Origin of the sequence: Prosthecobacter vanneervenii, assembly GCF_014203095.1 — a bacterium.
Classification (GTDB): domain Bacteria; phylum Verrucomicrobiota; class Verrucomicrobiia; order Verrucomicrobiales; family Verrucomicrobiaceae; genus Prosthecobacter; species Prosthecobacter vanneervenii.
Genome location: NZ_JACHIG010000004.1, coordinates 414,766 through 431,487 on the forward strand (window position 1 = coordinate 414,766; position 16,722 = coordinate 431,487).

Sequence of the window (16,722 nt, forward strand, 5' to 3'; positions counted from 1 at the left end):
ACTTCACCGTGTGGCAACTGCCCGTCCTACTCCGCTCTAGGCATGGACGATCCCGCCGTGCGACTTGGCATCCGTAAGAGGTGGAATTGGACCAGCGTTGTCCCGGACTGCCCCAATTTTGTCAAAAAACGCCCTTCACCAACCCATGAAGACACGTCTCCTCATCCCTGCGCTCTTCCTTTCCGCCGCCGTGCATGCTGCGCCGCCGAAGAAGGAGGAGGGCATCGACCCGAACAAGCCGGTCTCCTTTTACAAGCATATCCGCCCCATCTTTCAGGCTCAGTGCAATGGCTGCCACCAGCCCGCTAAGAAGAAGGGCGACTACATCATGACGGAGTTTGCCGCCCTGATCAAAGGAGGCGAGGAAGGGCATGCAGTCATCCCGGGCAAGCCCGCTGAATCCAACCTGCTGAAGCTCATCAAGCCGGACGAAAAGGGCAAGGTGGAAATGCCCCAGAAGGCGGACCCGCTGCATGAGACGCAGATTGCGCTGATCGAGCGCTGGATCGTGGAAGGTGCGAAGGATGACACGCCTGCCTCTGCCAAGGCGGAATACGACATGGCACACCCTCCGGTGTATGTGAAGGCACCGGCCATCACCTCCATCGAGTATTCACCCGATGGCAGCATGATTGCGGTGGCGGGTTACCATGAAGTGCTGGTGCACAAGGCGGACGGCAGCGGCATCGTGGCCCGTCTGGTGGGTCTGGCGGAGCGCATTCAGAAGCTGGCCTGGTCTCCGGACGGCAAAAAAATCGCCGTGACCGGCGGCAGCCCGGCGCGCATGGGCGAAATCCAGATCTGGGACGTGGCGGGGAAGAAACTGGAGCTGTCCAAGTCGCTCACGTTTGACACGCTGTATGGCGCAAGCTGGTCGCCGGATGGCAAATACCTCGCCTTTGGCTGCGGCGACAATGCAGTGCGTGCGATTGAAGCCGCCACCGGCAAGGAAACCCTTTTCATGGGCGGCCACAGCGACTGGGTGCTGGACACCGTATGGGGCGTGGATGGCAAGCATGTGGCCTCCTGCGGCCGGGACATGAGCGTGAAGCTGACCGAGGTGGCCACGCAGCGCTTTGTCGATAACATCACCTCCATCACCCCCGGCGCGCTGAAGGGCGGCGTGCAGGCGCTGGCTCGACATCCGCAGCGCAATGAGGTGCTCATCGGCGGCACGGACGGCGTGCCTGCAATCTACCGCATGGAGCGCATCACCAAGCGTGTGATTGGAGACAATGCGAACCTGATCCGCAAATTCCCCGCGATGCAGGGCCGCATTTTTGGCGTGGATTTTGCGCCAGACGGCAAACGCATTGCCGTGGGTTCCTCGAATGAGGGCGTGGGCGCTGTAAATATCTACTCCAGCGACTACGACAGCACGATGCCGGAAGGCGTGAAGAAGATCGTGGAAACCGTGAACGGCAAAGGACCAGAGCTGGACGAGTGGATCGTCAAAGATGTGAAGCAGCTGAGCAGCACCCCGGTGCCCTGTGGCATTTTCAGTGTGACCTTCAGCCCGGATGGCAAGACGGTTGCGGTGGCAGGCCAGGATGGCCAGATCCGCGTGATCGACGCTGCCACGGGAGCCATCGCCAAGGAGTTTGTCTCCGTGCCGCTGGTGAAGGAAAAGGTGCTTGCTGCCACGGATGTGATTGCAGACGACAGCGTGCGCGCGGTGCTGGAAAAAGACACCAAAGTGGAAACCTTGCACACAGGCCCGACGGTGGCCTCCATCGAGGTCGAGCCGATGACGATCAAGATCGGCAAGCCCACCGAGTACGCGCAGCTTCTTGTCACCGCACGCATGAGCGACGGCACCCGCGCGGATGTGACACGCATGGCCAAAATCACGGCGGAGAACACCGATGTGGTGGATGTGAATACGCGCGGCATGGTGCGCCCGGACAAGGACGGCGCCACGAATGTGAAAATCTCATTTCAGGGCAAGACCGCAAACATCCCGGTGAACGTGGCCGGCATGAACGTGGCACTGAAACCCGACTACGTGCGCGATGTGATGCCCATCATGTCAAAGCTTGGCTGCAACCAGGGCACCTGCCACGGCGCCAAGGAAGGCAAGGCGGGCTTCAAGCTCTCCCTCCGTGGGTATGATCCCGTGTATGACGTGCTGGCCTTCACCGACGATATCTCCAGCCGACGTGCGAACGTGGCCTCGCCTGAGCACTCGCTCATGCTGCTGAAAGCCAGCGGTGCCGTGCCGCATGAGGGTGGCCAGCTCACCGTGCCGGGAGAGCTTTACTATGAGTCCCTGAAGGCCTGGATCGGCCAGGGGGCAAAGCTGGATCTGAAGACGCCGCGCGTCACCAGCATCGAGCTGTCTCCGAAGAACCCCGTCATCGAGCGCATCGGTGGCCGCCAGCAGCTTCGCGTCATCGCACACTATGCGGATGGGTATGTCAAAGACGTGACCGCTGAGGCCTTCCTGGAAAGCGGCAATGGCGATGTGATTGAAGCGGACAAGAAAGGCCTCATGACCAGCCTCCGTCGTGGCGAGGCTCCCATCCTCGCCCGCTTTGAAGGCGCGTATGCCGCCACCACAATCACCGTGATGGGCGACCGCACTGGCTTCGCCTGGAAGGAGCCGGAAAAGTGGAACAAGATCGACGAGCTGGTGGCGCAGAAATGGCAGCGCATGAAGATCGAGCCCAGCGGCCTCTGCAGCGATGAGGACTTCGTGCGCCGCATCCATCTGGACCTGACTGGCCTGCCGCCAAAGCCTGAAGAAGTGGCCGCCTTCCTGGCCGACAAGCGCGACACCCGCACCAAGCGCAGCGAGGTGATCGACAAGCTCATCGGCAACCCCGACTTCGTGGAGCACTGGGCCAACAAGTGGGCCGACATGCTGCAGGTGAACTCCAAATTCCTTGGCAGTGAAGGAGCGATGGGCCTGCGCACGTGGATCAAGCAGCAGGTGGCGGACAACACACCGTATGACCGCTTTGCCTATCGCATCATCACCGCCACGGGCTCGAACAAGGACAATCCCGCCGCCGCTTACTTCAAGACCGTTCGCACGGCTGAGGAAATCAGCGAGAACACCACGCACCTCTTCCTGGCCACGCGCTTCAACTGCAACAAGTGCCACGACCATCCCTTCGAGCGCTGGACGATGGACCAGTATTATGAAACCGCGTCGTACTTTGCCCAGATCGACCTCAAAGGCGACCCCGCCGCGAAGGGCCAGACTATCGGTGGCACTGCTGTGGAAGGCGCAAAGCCGCTCTATGAAATCGTGAGCGACAAGAAGGACGGCGAGGTGATGCACCTGCGCACCAACAAGCCCGTGGCTCCGCGCGTGCCGTATGAGAACGAATTGGTGAGCAAGACCGCCAGCACCCGCCGCGAGCAGTTTGCCACCTGGATGACCAGCCCGCAGAACGACTACTTTGCCATGAGCTACGCCAACCGCATCTGGGGCTACCTCACCGGCACCGGCGTCATCGAGCCGCTGGACGACATCCGCGCCGGCAATCCGCCAAGCAATCCTGAGTTGCTGCAGTACCTGACTAACGAGTTCATCCAGAGCGGCTTCAACGTGCGCCACCTGATGAAGATCATCGCCAACAGCCGCACCTACAATCTGAGCCTGGCCACCAACAAATGGAACGAGGACGACAAGACCAACTACAGCCACGCCAAGGCCCGCCGCCTGCCCGCCGAGGTGCTGTTTGATTCCGTCTTTGCCGTGACCGGCAGCATGCCCAACATCCCCGGCGTCCCCAAAGGCACCCGCGCCGCCGCGCTGGCAGACGGCCAGATCAAGCTGCAGGACGGCTTCCTGGCCAACTTTGGCAAACCAGCCCGCGAATCCGTGTGCGAGTGCGAACGCAGCAACGAGGTGAACCTCGGCCCCGTGATGGCGCTCATGAGCGGCCCGACGGTGGGAGACGCCATCAGCGATCCGAACAACGCCATCGCCAAGCTGACGAATGAGATCAAGGACGACCGCCAGCTGGTGGACGCCATCTTCATGCGTGTGCTCAACAGCCACGCCAGCGACAAGGAGATCAACGCCGCCCTGGCCTCCATGCAGGAGATTGACCCAGAGAACAAGCAACTGGCCGCTGCTCTGCAGGCCAAGGAGGCCGAGCAGAAACCGATCATCGAGAAAGCCGAGCAGGAACGTCTGGCTGCCATTGATGCCGCCAAGAAGGAGCTGGAAGCCTACAAGGCCAAAATCGCGCCGGAAGTGGCCAAAAAAGAAGCCGCCCGGAAAGCCGCAATCACCGCTGCCGAAGCCAAGGTGAAAACCGCCAAGGACACGGCACCTGCCAACCAGCCCGCCTGGGAAAACTATCTGGACCTCACCACGGAGTGGCAGCCCTTTGACAGCATCAAAGTGCAGCGTGCCGGCGGTGTGGAGAAGCTGGAGGTGCAGCCCGATGGCAGCCTCTTCGCCACCGCCATGCCCGCAGGCCGTGAGAGCACCGGCAACTACCTGCTCATTGGCAAAACCACGCTCACCAACATCACTGCCATCAAGCTGGAAATGCTGCCCGATGACCGCCTGCCCAACAACGGCCCCGGCCTCGCACCCGATGGCAACTTTGTCATTGGAGAGATCACTGTGCGCACCGATCCCATCGACGCCAAGCGCAGCAAGCGCGGCGGCGAAGAGCAGTTGCTGAAGAACCCGAAGGCCGACTTTGAGCAGACCAACTTTGTCGTCACAGAGGCGCTCAAGAAGGGCAATCGTGACCGCGGCTGGGCCGTGAGCCCGCAGGGAGGCTTCCGCCATGAGGCCACCTTTGAGTTTGCCAAGCCCGTGGCGCACGATGGTGGATCGCAGTTCAGCGTGCAGATCACCTCCAACTTCCAGAACGGGAAGTACAATCCCGGTCGCTTCCGTCTGTGGGTGACCACCAGCCCAATCGTTCGCTTCGGCGCGCCTGCCGCTGTCATCGCTGCGCTCAAGACTCCCGCCGCTGCACGCAAGCCTGAGCAGAAGGAGCTGCTCGCCCAGCACTTCCTCAACCAGTTCAAGGACTACCAGTCTCAGCAGAAGGTGCTGGCCAACGCCCGCAAGCCGCTGCCGGTGGACCCCCAGCTCGTGACGCTTGAAACCCTCTTTGCAGACAGCCAGAAGCCCATCATGCTGGATCCGAAGCTCGTGCAGCTCCGCCGCGATGCCGCCCTGAGCCAGACCCAGCTTGGCAACAAGCGGCTGACTGCGGCGCAGGACCTAGCCTGGGCGCTGATCAATTCACCGGCGTTTTTGTTTAATCATTGAGCCATCATCGATTAACATTGGAAATCGCAGGAGAGATCATCGGTGGCATTCTGTCACCGATGCTTGTGGCCCTGTTGGTCAGAGGTGTTCGCAGGAATGCGCAGCAAACAAACTTGCTGCGCAAAAAGGTGGAATGCTCTTTCAGGCTGAAAAGCTTTGCCCTGCTCGCGGCCCTATTTCTCGCAGCCATAGCCGTGTTGTCATGCTTTGCAGAAAAGACAGAAGATCAATGGTCCGGACTCCTTGCAGGCGGCTTTGCAGCACTTGGGGGCGCTGCATTCTGTGTAGATTGTTTCTGCAGGCGTCTGGTGTACGACGAGCATCAGATCCTCTGCTTCAGCGCATGGGGTTCTGATCAGCATGCGCTCTGGGAGGAAGTCAGGGAGGTTTCTTATTCACCTCTTTGCCAGTGGTTCGTCATACATGCTGGGAAGAGAAAAATTCGAATCTATGAGTTCATGGATGGTGCGAGAGAGTTTGTGGAACGGGTTGAATCACAAGGCATTAATATTCCTGTGATCGTCTCGACGAAGATTCGATGAGGATCTTTGTTCACCTTCAGAGTCCTGCCTCAAAGGTGACGCAAGTGACGAGGCTTGGTCTCGGAAAAGTGTGAACTTACTGGGTTGACCGCAGTTAGGGGGAGGAATAACAGATTTCTCTTGCCGAGCATGTCCGAATTTACTTGCCCTACCTCCACCGTCGTTCTTATCCACGGCCTTGGGCGTTCCCCTCGCAGCATGTGGCTGGTGGGGCTGTGGTTGAAGTTTTGCGGGTATCGGGTGAAAAGCATTGGTTATCCATCACACCGCAGTTCGATTGCGGATGCGGTGCAGAATCACATCAATCCGGCACTGGCGCGGCTTGAGATTGAGGAGGGTGCGAAAGTGCATTTCGTCACGCACTCGTTGGGCGGGATTGTTTTCCGTGCGTGGGCGGCGCAGCGTGATTCGTCTTTTCCGCTGGGGCGTGCGGTGCTGCTGGCACCGCCGAATCAGGGCAGCCAGATCATTGATGAGCTGCGCCAGTGGGGCTGGGTGCGCTGGCTGCTGGGCCCGGTGTCTGCAGAGCTGGGGACGGATGCGAACAGCACGCCGAACATGCTGGGGCCGCTGCCGCCGGAGACGGGCGTCATCATGGGCAACAAGGATACGCTGCCGATCTTCCGCCGGTTCCTCGGTGATGAGTCGGATGGTGTGGTGACGATCGCCAGCTCGCATGGAGAAGGCGAGGCAGAGCATGTGCTGCTGCCGACGAATCATGCCACTATCATCCTGCAGCCGGCGGTTTTCCGGGCGGTGCACCGGTTTTTGAAGACGGGGAGTTTTGCGGAAGCCTAGCTCGATCAGCGCGATTGCTTGTTGCGCTGCAACAAGCTGCTTTGATCACGGCGCGGCCAGCTTGGTCACCACGTGGCTCATGTACGGGAAGAGCTGCTTTTTACGGCTCACCACGCCTGCCATGTCATAGACGTGCTCCTTGGCCTGCGGGTAGTCGATGGCGTCGATGACGCGCTGGTCTCCGGCCACGAGCAGGACGCTGTGGTGGCGGGTGATGTCGGTGACCATGAGGCAGGCGAAGTGGAGATTGTGCTTGGATAGCAGGGCCTGCAGCGCGCCCTGCAGGTCGGCTTCACGCTTCCAGAATTCGTCGAGACCAAGCTCCTCAATCTGGGAGATGCTGATGTGCCAGCCGTTTTCCTCGAAGACCTTGCGGTCGCTTTCCAGCGCGCGATCAGGGGTGTTTTCCCGCAGCATGGAGCCTGCGGCGAAGAAGTCTTTGACGAACTGGGCGCTGTCGATGCCAGCGATGGCGCTGAGCCATTCGAGGATCTCCTTGTCCGTGTTGGTCGTCGTCGGGCTGGTGAGGTGGAGTGTGTCGGAAATGATGCCAGCGCAGAGGCAGATGGCGGTGGACTTGTCCGGTGCGGCATGACGCATGCGATACATGATGCCCACGATGGTGCAGCTGCTGCCCACAGGCTCATTGATGAAGCGAATGGGCTCCTTGGTACGCAGGTTTCCGCTGAGGCGGTGGTGGTCGATGACCTCGATGATCTCCGCCTCGTCGGCACCTGCCACGGCCTGGGCGAATTCATTGTGGTCCACCAGCACGAGCTTCATGCGAGGGAGGTCGATGAGGTCGGACTTGGAGAAGACGCCGAGGAGGCGCTGGGTTTCCTCGTCCACCACTGGGAAGAGCGGCTGGCTGGAATGCTGTGCCGCAGGCACGATCTCGCGCAGCGGGGTGCGGGAGCCGAAGGAGAGGAACTCATGTGTCAGCGCCTCGCCGATGGGGCGGGAGAAGCGCAGCAGCTGGGAGGTGCTGGCGGTGTCGTAAGGCGAGTAGATGACGGCCACGCCTTTTTCGGCCGCCCGCTTGAGGATGCTGGCCTCGGCCTTGAACTTGCCAGTGATGATGAGGCAGCGCGCGTTCATCTCGATGGCCAGCTCGTGGATCTCAGGGCGGTCGCCTGTGACCATGACGAGAAGGTTGGAGGGGAACTGCTGGGCGCGCTTGCGGGTGGTCTCCAGACTGGAGGCGGCCACCACGAGGACGAAGTCCTGAATTTTTTCCAGCTCGTGCGCGGCGGCACCGAGGATGCCGTCCAGAGCGTTCACGATGTTGAGCAGGCTGCTGCGCACTTCGCGGTTGGCAGCATCCGTCTTGTCATTGGTCTGTGCCGGGAGAAAGAGCTGACCCAGCTCCTGTATGGCGGGCATGCCCAGCAGTCTTCCTTCTTCATCCACGATGGGAATGCTGCGGAAGTTGTGGATCATCATCATCCGGTACACCGAGAGGAAGGTCTGGTGCGGGCTGGCGGTGAAGACATCGCGCCGGCAGATGCTGGCGGCGGTGGGCCGCACATCCAGCAGCAGGGTGGGTCCGGGCACGCCAGCGGTCTGCAGCACCCAGTTGGTGCGCACGCTCAGCTCTCCGCAGCAGGCCGCCTCGGCCTTCATGCCGCGTACATCGCGCAAAAACGCGGCGTAGCCGATGGCTGAACAGATCGCATCCGTGTCCGGGTTGCGGTGCCCGATCACATGGATCGTGTCCGGTGAGGCGGACTGGCGCAACGAGGAGGGGATGCGGATCATCGGCGTCGAGTGGCTCGACGCGGCGGGTTCAGTGACGGCCATGCGGGTAGGGGGAGGGGAAGCCGGAATCACTCACGCAAAACCCAGCGCGGTGAGGCGGGCATGCACGGCGTCCTTGTTTTCCAGAAGCTCGGCGATGGGGTCCCACTTGCCAGTGGTCAGCGCCTCGTGGGCGGTGGCTGGCAGGGTGATGGAAAACTCCTGATCTTCAAAGAAGACCTTGCCGGCGGCGACGTCGATGGTGACTTCGAGCTGCGGATTGCGCTCGATCTCATTGGCCAGGACCTTGATGTCCGCAGCGCTGGCGCACACGCAGGGGATGCCCAGGGTGGTGCAATTGCCAAAGAAGATTTCAGCGAAGCTTTCGGCGATGACGGCGCGGATGCCGAAGCGGTAGAGAGCCTGGGGGGCGTGCTCGCGGGAGCTGCCGCAGCCGAAGTTGGTGCCGGAGAGGAGGATGTTGGCGCCTTTGAAGCGGGGATCGTCGAGCGGGTGGCCGGTGGGCTTGCCGTCCTTGTCGAAACGCACGTCGTAGAAGGCGAATTCGCCGAGGCCGTCAAACGTCACGCATTTCATGAAGCGTGCCGGGATGATGCGGTCGGTGTCGATGTCAGAACCGGGGACGTAAACGCCACGACCGGCGACTTGGGTGATTTTTGCGAGTGCCATGAGGGGCGCGACAGTAGCGGAATTCGGCGCGAGGGCAAATGCACTTCTTAACGTCCTTGCTGCTGCAGACGGCGGGCGGCGCGCTCTTTCTCGGCCTCCAGGGCGGTCTGGCGCAGGAGTTCGCGGTAGTTGTCCCGCCAGTTGATGGTGCCTTCAGGGTTCAGCACCCGGGCCTGTCCGGCCCAGAGGTAGGCGGATTCAGCCTGGCCGAACTGCCTGAGGCGGTGGTAGTGCATGCCCAGGGCCAGACGGGGCTCCTCGTAGAGCGGGGCGAGGGCCAGAGCCCGCTGGACGGACTGGAGCGCGGCATCGTGCTTGCCAGCAGCATCCTGGGCATCTGCCAGCGCCAGGTGATAGAGGTAGTTGTAGGGGTTCAGAGCCGTGGCCCGGGTCAGCTCCTTGAGGGAGGCGTCTACAGTGCGCAGGTAGGTGTCTTTCATCATGTCCTGCCGGATGGAGTCCATGAGGGCGATGCCATGCTGGTAGGCCAGCACGGCATTGCGGGGGTCCATGGTGGTGGCATGCTCAAAGTTCCGCAGGGCTTTGGTGGTTTCTCCCCGGCTGTTCTGGAGGCGGGCGCAGGCTGCGTAGGCGTCCGCTGTACCAAAGGCCACTGCGCCTCCCACCAGGGCTGCGGCGGCCACCAGCAGGGCCACTTTCATGAGAACCCGCAGGCCCCAGATGCGGCGGGGGCGGAAGGTCTCGCTCTCGATGCCCGGATTGGCCAGCAGACCGAGAAGGATGGCTCCGATCACCGCCGTGATGGGGATATGGGCGTGGAATTCAAAGGCTGCATGCACCAAGGTGGCTACCAGCGCTGAGATGCCACCGATGGCGAGCGCCAGCGCATTGCTGCCGAGCATGCCGGTGGTGGGAAACCTCTCCGCGGCAAACCAGCGCAGGAAGCGCAGGCCATTGAGCAGGTGCACCAGCACCGCCAGCACCACGAGGGCGAGCCCGATCCAGCCGTAGTCCGCCATCATCTGCAGGTATTCACTGTGGGCGAAGAGAGAGTCGCCGGTAAGCGCGGAGGACTCCGGGTCGCGGTGGGTGATGCCGCCTTCGTAAAACATGCGCGCGCCCACGCCCGTCCAGGGGGCGTCGGCATGCTGTGCCAGCGCCGCACGCCAGATGTGCGTACGTACGTCCGTACCCACCGGAGTGATCATCTGACGCATGAAGATCGAGTCCTCGTTCGCCTTGTAGAGAGCACTTCCTGCACCGCCGCCCACCAGCAGGAGTGCCAGCACCAGCCATTTGAAAAGCGGACGCCGGGTGCGCCAGACGATCCACAGGCTGAGCACCACAAACACCACTCCTCCTGCGGCCAGTCCCAGCAGGACCGCCCGGCTGACCGTGAGCATGACGCCCGCCAGCATGGCTAGAATGCCAAACCCCAGCAGCAGACGTGAAGCGATGTGGATGCGCGCAAAGAGCATGACCCCGGCGGAGAGGAAGGCTGCAAACGAAAGGAAGGCTGCGAGGTGGTTGGGATTGTTGAAAAAGCCGCCGATGCGCCCGGGCTGGAAGGAGCGCGAGAAGCCAGGCACCAGATGAAAGTCCCAGCGACCTCTGAAGTTCAGCCATCCTGCGGCGAGATTTCCGGCCACCAGCACCAGCAGCACACAGACGATGCCCAGGCGCCATTTGGACTGGCTCACGGCGGTGACGGTCAGCATGTAGGCGACAAAGCAGGCCAGCAGCACCGCCCCGTCTTCGCGCGCATAGATCTCCACCGGAGAAGTCCAGGCCCGCCAGCCCACGTAACCCGCCAGCGCCAGCATCGTGAGCAGGCACCAGTCACTGGGCTGAAAGCGCACCCGCAGCCTCCACTGCAGCACGGCCACGACGCCCGCCATCCCAAGCAGCAGACAGCCCGGCCAGAAGAAGAGCAGCCGTGTCTCCGTGCCGAGCAGTCCGGTCACGAAAAGACCAAGGAGGAAGAAAATGAGAGCGAGTTTCTGCATGCCAAAAGACCGCTCAAAGGCGGAAAACGCTGAAACTGAACACCGATTCTGCGGTCTTGGACACTGAAAAAAGTGTCTGAGTTGTCAGGGGCTTGTCACAGGGGCAGTAGAGCACGAATGAAAGGCGCGCAAAAATCCATCCGTGGCTTGCGCAATACCGGTTCACGCCTCTCGTCCCTGCATGCCTCCAACCGCCAGCCTGTTGATGGAAACAAAAGACGTCACTCTGGACGCCGAAGCGGTCTTTACGCGCGTGTTTCGCATGGATTTTACTCAGCCAGGTTTTGCTGTGATGGTGCTGCCAGCCGAGACGAGTTCGCATGAATTGAGGCAGCACATGGCCATCCTCAAAGCGCGTCTTTCCAAACTGCACGCCGCTCGATGGGGTGAGGGGCTCGAGTATCTATCGTTGGGACGGTTTGATCAGCAAAACACCACGCGTCTCCATCTGGATGGCGCGCCTGAGAGATCGTTTTTGATGCTTGGCTACGAGCCCACGCAAGTGCGCAGCGAGTTTCACATCGCGGATTTCACCCGCTGTGCCCATGATCTCGGGATCAGCCCCTCTGAGTTTTTGCGACTGCACAACCCGATGTTCAGCTCTGGTGCGGAACTGCTACGTCAGTATCTCGTCTCCCTATCAGACTGGCGGGAGGACAGGCCCCGAATTGTTGTCATCAACAACAGCATGGCAGCACAAGGCACGTTCGGGGCTACTCATGGCGTGCTGCATGGGGCAACAATTCTGTCTCCTGACTCTCAGGCATCCAGAGTCATCAATTCGACCATGATGGCACCTGCACGCTTTGCCACCTGCGATCCGGCGATGCACGTGCAGCAGTTTCTCGCCACGGATGAGATTTCCGGGCAGATACTCAGCTAGGGAGGATCACAGAGGCAGCGGCTGGTCCTCGCCGATGACCTTCACTTCCATCTCCAGGGTCACGCCGCGCTCCTGGAGGGCGGTTTCCTTGATCTGGGCCACGAGGTCGAGCACTTCGCGGGCGGTGGAGCCGCCTTGATTGACGATGAAGTTGGCGTGGATGTCGCTGACGATGGCCTTGCCGACGCTGCGGCCTTTGAGGGCGAGGTCGTCGATCAGTTTTCCTGCACCGCAGAGCTCGGGATTTTTGAAGGTGCAGCCGGCGCTGGCGCCCACGGGCTGGGAGGTGCGGCGCTTGTGGTGGGAGGCGGCGAGCTTGGCGTCGATTTCTTCGCGAGGGGCAGGAGTGCCCTTCAGTACGGCGGAGACGACATAACGCTCCTCAAACTCGGGCACGCTGCGGTAGTGGTGGGTGATTTCTGCGAGCGGCTTTTCCTTGATGGCGCCATCGGTGTCGATGAAGCGGACGCTGACGATCTGGTCGAAGGTTTCGCTGCCCATCGCCCCGGCGTTCATGCGGATGGCGCCGCCGAGATTTCCAGGAATGCCCTCCATCCATTCAAAGCCGCCGATACCTGCATTCCGCGCGGCGCTGGCGATCTTCTTGAGCCGTGCTCCGGCACCAGCAGTGATGAGGTCGCCGCTGGCGGTCACGTTTTCAAAGTCGCCCTTGTTATGGATGACTGCGCCGCGGATCCCGCCGTCTTTGACGAGGAGATTGGAACCGCGGCCGATGACGCGGATGGGGATGGAGGCGGAGCGCAGGTAGCGCACGACTTCGGCGAAGGATGCCTCATTGCGCGGCTCGATCCAGTACTGCGCGGGGCCGCCGATGAGCCAGGTGGTGTGGCGGTTCATCGGCTCGTAGAGGCGTGCGACACCGCCGCCGTTGGCTTCGAGGATGGCGCAGAGTTTTTCCAGCACGGGCAGGTCTCGGGCGATGCAGCGGCCGACTTCGTGCACATTGCCCGCGCCGAGGGTGATGAGGAGATCGCCGGGGCGGAGGGAGTTGCCCACTTTATCTCGTGCGATGGGCATGGTGGGCGTGCTGCCGGTCTTGGTGTGGTCGTTTTGCAGACGAACCTCTTCGAGGATGGTTTCGCCGCTGACGCCGGGGAGGGGCTTTTCACTGGCCGGATAGACGTCAGTGATAAAGAGCTCGTCCACATCACCGAAGCTGGCGCCGAACTCTTTTTTCAGAAGCTGAGTGCGGCTGTAGCGGTGCGGCTGGAAGAGGCAGACGATGCGCTTGGCATTGAGCCCCTTGGCCGTGGCCAGCGTGGCGGCGATTTCGCTGGGGTGGTGGCCGTAGTCGTCCACCACGGTGAAGCGCTCGCCGCTATGGCGGATTTCAAAACGGCGTTTGGCCCCGCGGAAGGAGCGCAGCGCGTGCTGGATGGCCTCAAAGGAGACACCACAGCGGGTGGCCAGTGCGATGGCTGCGAGCGCATTGGAGACGTTGTGCTTGCCAGGAATGCCGAGCGTGGCCGTGCCGAGCAGTTGGTCTTTCTGATAGACCGCAAACTCGGAGTGGTCCGGCTTCATCGAGAGAATATTGGCCGAGAAATCATGCTCGCGGCTCCAGCCGTAGCTGACGCCCTGTGGGCCGGCGCAGACCTCACGAGCCACGGGGTCTTCGGCGCAGTGCACCCAGAGACCGCGTGTCTGGCTGAGCACCTGACGGAAGACCGCCTTGATGGCTTCGATGCCGTCGTAAAAATCGAGATGCTCGGGCTCGATATTGAGCACGATGGCGTGCTCAGGGTGGAAATTGACCAGGGTGCCGTCGCTTTCATCGCCCTCGGCCACAAAGAGCTCGCCTTCGGTGTCCCAGTGCGCATTGGAGCCGAGGATGGGGATCTCCGCGCCGACGTAGTGGCTCGGCTTCAGACCGCCCTGGCGCAGCACATGGGCGGTGAGGGCGGAAGTGGTGGTCTTGCCATGGGTGCCGCAGACGACGACGCCTTGCTTGTTGGCCATCACGGCAGCCAGCGCCTCCGCACGGCGGATAAGCGGGATGCCCTGTTTGTAGGCGGCCTCATAGGCCACATTGCCCGGCTTGATGGCGCTGGAGTAGATGACCATGTCGCAGTCTTCCACCTCCTTTTCCGTGTGGCCGTGGAAGAACTGAAGGCCGAGTTTTTGCAGGCGCTCCGTTTCCAGGGTGGTGGCCTTGTCCGAGCCACTGACCTTGTGACCGAGGCCAAGCAGCAGCAGCGCCAGCCCGCTCATGCCCGAGCCCGCGACCCCGATGAGGTCGATGCGCATGGGGTGACGGCTTTCTTTGAGGAGGCTGAGGACGGCGTGGGTCATGATGGAGTGAGCGCGAAAGCTAGCTGTGATTGGCGAGCGGGCAAGAGATGCGGTTAATCCAACTTGATGAGATCAAGCAAAGCAGTGCCGGCTCATTCACGACCTGCGTCTTCCCGCAGCCGGGCCGGGAGGTCCATTTTCTCATGCAGCACACTGATCACTCCGAGCCGCCTCTTGGTGAGCTCGCGGAAGAAAACATAGTGATGGCGGTGGCGGAAAAAATAAACGCCCTTCAATGCCTCATCCAGGACCGGCCTCCAGCGATGTCGCTGAGCCGAGACGGTTTCGATTTCGGAAACGAGCTCGCGGACATAAGCGTCCGCCTGCTGTTCACCCCATTTTTTCTCTGTGTAATCCCATACTTCCAAGATGCGCTCCCGGGCCGCCGGATAGATTTTAGCGGGCATTGGCTTTTTTGCGTTTCCTAGCCTCTGCGATCAGATCCTCGGCATCCAGTGCCACAAACTCAGACTCGGCAGCTTCGGCACCTGCACGCAATTCATCCTTCAACCAGGCCCATTTGCGCTTCTCCTCCTGCTCATAATCACGACGAACGAGATCGCGAATGTACTCACTGGTCGAAGAGTACAGACCTGACTTGAGAACACGCTGCTGGATAAAGCTCTGAAGCTCTCCCGCAAATCTAACATTGACGCCAGCTGCCATGCGCAATGATTCTCGATGTCCTCAAGATTGTCAAATTTGTGGGACAAATTGTCGAAGTGAAATCAATGACGCAAAGCTTGAATGAGATTTTCTGTTATGAAGTAACCTTGGTCATCCTTGCGCACGACGCTTCGAATCGAGTATGACGGGCAGTCCATGCTGGATTCGGGCATTGGGTGCAGATGGGTCTCCACAGCCAGAAGGTTCGGAAAGGGACTTGCCTTGCAAAAAACGGTCGCTTGAACCGCAGTTGTCTTTCCCTTCTGCTCAAGGTCAGGGCCGGAGATCATCTGACCGCCATTCGAATAAACCACATGCACGGACAACCGGATGCCTTCTGCAGCCTTCTGCTCGATAAAAGGGGTGAGGATTTCTGTGACAATGAAAAGACGCAACGCCTTGTCCGGCATGAATCCGGGTGGTGAATCGAGAGGATGCTTCACAGAATATCTACTCACCGCTCTTCTTCCTTGCCTCCACGTAATTCGTCATGGCGTTCATGTTTTTAACGAATTCGCCGGCGTCGATCTGGTCATTTTTGAGCCAGCGGCCTTCGCTGTCGAGGGATTCGGCGGCTTTGCGGGCCTTGGAAGCAGCACCTTTGGCGCGGCTTAGCCATTCTTTGGGTGTCTGTGGTCCGGCCTGGTCGTGCTGCAGTTCTTCGCGGCTTTTGGCGAGCTTCTTTTTAAAGTCGTCGATATTGTCCTGCACCATGTCAGTGAAGGAGTAGTGCGTGGGGATGTTGCTGCTGTCGTAGGTCAGCTCGTAGGTGTCTTTGACAAAGAAGAGGGGCTTGTTGGTCTGGAGCTCGTAGAAGCGGGCATGAGTGCCGTCGGGGAGTTTGGAGCGGTCGAACCAAGCCAGAGCGGGTTGGATGGGTTTGAGGTATTTGTCATCGCCCGTGAGCACCCAGAGCTGATGTAGCACCTCCATGGCGCCGAGGCTTTCGTAGCCGGTGACGGATGGGGGCTCAAATTTCCGGGCCCAAACCGGATGCATGTCGAAGTCGTACTGCTGCGCCCAGACCGGCTGAGGTTCGGGCATTTGAGCCAGGAGGAAGAACTCGCCGAGTTTTTTCAGGGAGGCGAGGTAGCGCTCGTCCTTCTCCAGCTCGTAGGCGCGGAACAGCACCTTGGCCACCTGCTGCAGGTTGTCGTCGTTCAGCGTGTAGAAGCCGCTGTATTTCACTGCTGGAAAGGTGCGGCTCCAGGTTTCGGGATAGCTTGCTTTGAGCACTGGCGCCTTTGGATCGGCCGGGCCGGAGAACTGCTGGGGCCAGGCACCGATGGGGGCCTGGGCGGCAAGCAGGGCATCGAAGGCAAATTTGAGGCAGTGTTTCAGCTCCACGTCGTCCTTGCAGGCGGGTTCGTGCGCCATCTCCAGCAGGAAGAGCATGGCGGACTGCGTCTTGTTATCATCGAGCGTGGTGGAGTTGCGGCGCTTGCCGGGCTCCTTGTCGCCGGCGTCGAGATCGCTGCGCAGGTAATATTTTTTGATCTTCTCAGGATCGAAATCGAAGTCGCTGTCCCAGCCGCCAGAGGCCAGCTGGCACTTGATCAGAGACTTGGCTGCGTCTTTGGCGGCGGTCAGGAAGACTTCGTCTCCAGTGGCTTGGTAGGCTTTCAGGATGGCCAACCCCATGGTGGTGGTGCCGTGCGGCTGGATGGAAATGATGGTGGGAGATTTGGCATGCTCCACCTCGCCGATCTTGCCCTCCTTGTCCCAGGATGAGGCGTAACCACCTTCACGGGCCAAATGCGTATGCACGTAGGTGACAGCCTTTTTCATGGCTGCGGTGATGACAGCGGGATCGGGCTGATCCGCTGAAAAAGCGAACGGCGTAGCAAGGGCAAGAAAGAGGAGCGTGCGCATGGC

Annotated in this window: 12 protein-coding genes; 4 read left to right on the plus strand and 8 right to left on the minus strand. The window is 60.8% G+C overall.

Annotated features, from left to right (window positions below):
- The first annotated feature begins 145 nt into the window (after nucleotides 1-145).
- The 3 genes from HNQ65_RS11855 (at nucleotide 146) to HNQ65_RS11865 (ending at nucleotide 6,591) form a co-directional block, all read left to right on the plus strand.
- On the plus strand, nucleotides 146-5,251 hold the full coding sequence (locus HNQ65_RS11855) for a DUF1549 domain-containing protein (protein ID WP_184339738.1): 5,106 nt from the start codon (nucleotides 146-148) through the stop codon (nucleotides 5,249-5,251).
- A gap of 17 nt (nucleotides 5,252-5,268) precedes the next feature.
- Nucleotides 5,269-5,793 (plus strand): hypothetical protein, encoded by a 525-nt coding sequence (locus HNQ65_RS11860; protein WP_184339739.1) that lies wholly within the window; start codon nucleotides 5,269-5,271, stop codon nucleotides 5,791-5,793.
- 129 nt (nucleotides 5,794-5,922) lie between these two features.
- Nucleotides 5,923-6,591 (plus strand): alpha/beta fold hydrolase, encoded by a 669-nt coding sequence (locus HNQ65_RS11865; protein ID WP_184339740.1) that lies wholly within the window; start codon nucleotides 5,923-5,925, stop codon nucleotides 6,589-6,591.
- 45 nt (nucleotides 6,592-6,636) lie between these two features.
- On the opposite strand, the gene HNQ65_RS11870 is transcribed toward HNQ65_RS11865, so the two are convergent.
- From HNQ65_RS11870 to HNQ65_RS11880, 3 genes are read right to left on the minus strand one after another with little or no spacing between them, the layout of a single operon-like run.
- Nucleotides 6,637-8,391 (minus strand): putative manganese-dependent inorganic diphosphatase, encoded by a 1,755-nt coding sequence (locus HNQ65_RS11870; protein WP_184339741.1) that lies wholly within the window; start codon nucleotides 8,389-8,391, stop codon nucleotides 6,637-6,639.
- A 30-nt stretch (nucleotides 8,392-8,421) separates the two neighbouring features.
- Entirely contained in the window at nucleotides 8,422-9,018 is a 597-nt protein-coding gene (leuD, locus tag HNQ65_RS11875) for a 3-isopropylmalate dehydratase small subunit (protein ID WP_184339742.1), read from the minus strand.
- A gap of 47 nt (nucleotides 9,019-9,065) precedes the next feature.
- A complete protein-coding gene (locus tag HNQ65_RS11880) occupies nucleotides 9,066-10,985 on the minus strand; it encodes an O-antigen ligase family protein (protein ID WP_184339743.1) in 1,920 nt (639 codons plus the stop codon).
- Nucleotides 10,986-11,166: 181 nt separating this feature from the next.
- Here HNQ65_RS11880 and HNQ65_RS11885 point away from each other — a divergent pair, with 181 nt between their 5' ends.
- Nucleotides 11,167-11,868, plus strand: coding sequence for a hypothetical protein (locus HNQ65_RS11885; protein ID WP_184339744.1), 702 nt, complete (start codon nucleotides 11,167-11,169; stop codon nucleotides 11,866-11,868).
- Nucleotides 11,869-11,874: 6 nt separating this feature from the next.
- Here the strand turns inward: HNQ65_RS11885 and murC are convergent, their stop codons facing one another.
- The 5 genes from murC to HNQ65_RS11910 form a co-directional block, all read right to left on the minus strand.
- A complete protein-coding gene (gene murC / locus HNQ65_RS11890) occupies nucleotides 11,875-14,181 on the minus strand; it encodes a UDP-N-acetylmuramate--L-alanine ligase (RefSeq protein ID WP_184339745.1) in 2,307 nt (768 codons plus the stop codon).
- A 92-nt stretch (nucleotides 14,182-14,273) separates the two neighbouring features.
- Complete coding sequence (locus HNQ65_RS11895; protein ID WP_184339746.1) at nucleotides 14,274-14,588, minus strand: type II toxin-antitoxin system RelE/ParE family toxin; 315 nt, start codon at nucleotides 14,586-14,588, stop codon at nucleotides 14,274-14,276.
- Nucleotides 14,578-14,847 carry a type II toxin-antitoxin system ParD family antitoxin gene (locus HNQ65_RS11900; RefSeq protein ID WP_184339747.1) on the minus strand — a complete coding sequence of 90 codons (270 nt, stop codon included), beginning with the start codon at nucleotides 14,845-14,847 and terminating at the stop codon, nucleotides 14,578-14,580. Before HNQ65_RS11900 ends, HNQ65_RS11895 begins: the two co-directional genes overlap by 11 nt.
- 62 nt (nucleotides 14,848-14,909) lie before the next feature.
- Nucleotides 14,910-15,290: a hypothetical protein gene (locus tag HNQ65_RS11905; RefSeq protein WP_184339748.1), complete on the minus strand. Its 381-nt coding sequence runs from the start codon at nucleotides 15,288-15,290 to the stop codon at nucleotides 14,910-14,912.
- 7 nt (nucleotides 15,291-15,297) lie between these two features.
- Nucleotides 15,298-16,719 carry a pectate lyase gene (locus tag HNQ65_RS11910; protein ID WP_184339749.1) on the minus strand — a complete coding sequence of 474 codons (1,422 nt, stop codon included), beginning with the start codon at nucleotides 16,717-16,719 and terminating at the stop codon, nucleotides 15,298-15,300.
- Nucleotides 16,720-16,722: the final 3 nt, after the last annotated feature.

Excerpts from the sequence above, each read along its gene's own strand:
- HNQ65_RS11895 (WP_184339746.1), bottom strand. The coding sequence starts at position 14,588 with ATGCCCGCTAAAATCTATCCGGCGGCCCGGGAGCGCATCTTGGAAGTA.
- HNQ65_RS11880 (WP_184339743.1), bottom strand. The coding sequence starts at position 10,985 with ATGCAGAAACTCGCTCTCATTTTCTTCCTCCTTGGTCTTTTCGTGACC.
- murC (WP_184339745.1), bottom strand. The coding sequence starts at position 14,181 with ATGACCCACGCCGTCCTCAGCCTCCTCAAAGAAAGCCGTCACCCCATG.
- HNQ65_RS11855 (WP_184339738.1), top strand. The coding sequence starts at position 146 with ATGAAGACACGTCTCCTCATCCCTGCGCTCTTCCTTTCCGCCGCCGTG.
- HNQ65_RS11900 (WP_184339747.1), bottom strand. The coding sequence starts at position 14,847 with ATGGCAGCTGGCGTCAATGTTAGATTTGCGGGAGAGCTTCAGAGCTTT.
- HNQ65_RS11870 (WP_184339741.1), bottom strand. The coding sequence starts at position 8,391 with ATGGCCGTCACTGAACCCGCCGCGTCGAGCCACTCGACGCCGATGATC.
- HNQ65_RS11865 (WP_184339740.1), top strand. The coding sequence starts at position 5,923 with ATGTCCGAATTTACTTGCCCTACCTCCACCGTCGTTCTTATCCACGGC.
- HNQ65_RS11910 (WP_184339749.1), bottom strand. The coding sequence starts at position 16,719 with ATGCGCACGCTCCTCTTTCTTGCCCTTGCTACGCCGTTCGCTTTTTCA.
- HNQ65_RS11885 (WP_184339744.1), top strand. The coding sequence starts at position 11,167 with ATGCCTCCAACCGCCAGCCTGTTGATGGAAACAAAAGACGTCACTCTG.
- leuD (WP_184339742.1), bottom strand. The coding sequence starts at position 9,018 with ATGGCACTCGCAAAAATCACCCAAGTCGCCGGTCGTGGCGTTTACGTC.